Genomic DNA, 2,652 nt, shown 5'->3' with positions numbered 1-2,652 from the left:
CTTCTTTGCCTCGAAGTCCGGAGGTTCAGCAAGCTGAAGAGCTTCGCAAGACCGTTGTGGCGGCGCTTCCCGACTCGGCAATGGCCGAGCGCTATCGCAGCCTTGCTCGGATGCTTTTGGAAAGCTGCTAGCTTGCGCGTTCGCGAAGGAATGCCGACGAATCCTTCTGCCCCTTCTCCTGTCGCCTGCGTGGTAGAATACCGCGAAGCATATATTGGCAAAGATGGTTGCGCCAAGCGCGGCGCGAGCGAACGTGCGGATCATGTTCGTTTGGGGAAATGCGGGTGAGAATCCTGCGCTATACCAGTAACCGTAAACGTTGATGGCCGGACGACATGCAGGCATGCGTTCGAGCCAGATGAGGCGAAGTCGGAACACCCATCCATCGCAGCAAGCCCTGGAAGAGAGGTGCCGACGATGATCGGTCTTCAGTTGGCGCGCGTGGGTACGCGCTCCGTTCGAGAGAGGTCGAACACGCCTTTGTCAGCCGTTTCGGTTGCAAGCGTTTCGGAGAGATTTCTAGCTGTACTTCTGGCCGTGGCCCTGGTCGTGTCCCTGGTTCCCGGCATCGCCTGGGCGCAGCCGGGCGGTGCACACGTTTCGGTTGCTGAAGAGCGCGCTCTTGCCGGGTCTGGCGAATCGAGCGAGGGCGGTTCGACTGGGCCGATGGATTCGCTGGGCTCGGCGGACCGCACCGAGACCCTTTCGAATGCCGAAGCGGGCGAGCCTTTCGAGATCGGAGGAGGATCGACGGTCGATCGCGGGCTGGCTGGCGACGCGGTTCCCTCCGAGAACGCGTTGTCGAACGAGGATGGAAGCATCCAGCCCAGTGCTCTGGACTCTTTGGAGGAAACCGCATCGTCGGACTCTTCCGAACCCTCTTCCTCCCGGGCTGTTTCAAACGTCGACGGCGTACGCGTCAAAACCGCATCGGGTATGAACCTCCCCTCCAAGTTGGGCGCGGGTTTGGAGATCAAGGCATGGGCGTTCGTCGAAGAAGAGGATCCTTGGGGTTGGGGTACGGAAGAGGTTGAAGTCAGCGATTACGCTGGTATTTCGTTTCAGTGGTATCGGGGCGGTACGCAGGTTTCGTATGCACCAAACGCTTTAAGCTACAAGAATTACGCTCCGATTGATGGGGCAAATGCTCGGACGTACCTTTTGGCCGACGCCGACGCCGGCTCGTTCCTCGCCGTCAAGGTCACCTTGGCCAACGGCGTCGAAAAGTGGTCTTCTTCGTCAACTCCCAAGGTCACAGACGGCAAGGCAGACCTTGCATCGGTCGAGATCGAAGGTACGGCCAAGCAAGGTAACGCCCTTACGGCCATTGCGCATGATGCCGCGAGCGGAACTGCCGTGGAATCGGGCGTCGCGTATCGTTGGTTGGTCGGGGATGCGGTTGACGGCGAGTTCCACGAGCTTTCCGGAGCGCGGGGATCTTCGCTCGAGCTTACACCGTCAGAAGTTGGCAAGTACGTCAAGGTGGAGGCGTCGTCTCGCAACGAGGTCGTCTCTCCAGCGGTCGGTGCGGTGGTCGCGGCCGGTTCTGCGGAGAACGAGGCTCGCGTGGCCGCTGCGATCACGGCTCTCGAAAAAGATGGCTTGCGCGGGTACTATCCGAATCCGAAGTACGGTACGGACTCCAATCTCAACCGCATGATTGAATCGCGCCTGTCCGAACTCGGGTTCGACGGCGTGTCGACGCGCGTTTCGGCTGCGGCGTTCTCGGGAGTCGACCCGAAGCAGCAAGGCTCCGTCGATGTTTCCGAAGGTTCGGATAACGGCGCGATCACGTATTTCTTCCTGGCTCCCGATGCAAAGACGGTTTCGTTCGATTATTCGGTGTTGCGGCAGTTCAAACCTACCTATGCATTGACGTTTGGCGATGCGACGGGGTTCTATACGCCTTCGCGTGCATCGTCTTTGGCATGGGACGATGCTCGGGTTCTTGCGTATCTGGAAGGCCAAGCTGCTAACGTCTCCCTTGACGAGGGCATCAAGACGGGCTCGATACCCGCGTCGGTCCTCAAGGTAGGTCTTCCTACGGAGGTGCGCGTCGGATCCGCCAAGACGGCGACGATTAGCTGGTCGTCGTCTGATTCGGCGGTCGCGAAGATCGCGAACGGTTTTGACGGCGATTACAACCAGACTGCGACGGCGGTATTCTCGCATACGGCGGTTCCTCGGTCGGTTACGTTGACGGCGACGTACGAGTTGCAGGTTCCCGGTTACGGAAGCGGCCCCGGTGTTTCGTATCGAACGACTTTCGATATGGTGGTCGAGCAAAAATCGGGCGCTGAAGTCGATGATATCAAGAAGCAGCTTGCGAACGTGCTGAAACGGGCGAAGGTTGTCGATGCGGCATCGGGCGGCAGCGTTCAGGCGAGTGCTGTTGACGGCGATGTGAAGTTTTCGACACCGCGTTCGCTGGGCGTGGACGGCAAGGTGTACAAGCTATCCTACGTTTCAAGCGACGAGGATTTCTTGAAGGTCAACGGATACCGAGGCGTCGTGACGCGCTCCCTTGAAGGGGAGCCTATCCGTACGGTTGAGGTTTCAGCGAGTTTGACCTACGATGGCGTGACCGTCTCGAGGGAGCTGGGGGCCTATACGCTCAAGCCCGTGTCTTCTGACGAGCTGGAACAGGCCGTC

1 protein-coding gene and 1 riboswitch are annotated in these 2,652 nt (G+C 59.5%); the gene reads left to right on the top strand.

The window, feature by feature from the left end; translation table 11 throughout:
- The first annotated feature begins 207 nt into the window (after positions 1 to 207).
- Positions 208 to 402: riboswitch (cobalamin riboswitch) on the top strand.
- A 15-nt stretch (positions 403 to 417) separates the two neighbouring features.
- Positions 418 to 2,652, top strand: a 2,235-nt coding sequence (locus ACMNI9_RS11240) for a hypothetical protein (protein ID WP_418832173.1), incomplete at its 3' end; no start/stop codon positions are given.

The organism is Paraeggerthella sp., from assembly GCF_048427265.1.
In the GTDB taxonomy this organism is placed as follows: Bacteria; Actinomycetota; Coriobacteriia; order Coriobacteriales; family Eggerthellaceae; genus Paraeggerthella; species Paraeggerthella hominis.
This window is presented reverse-complemented; position numbering and strand designations above follow the sequence as displayed.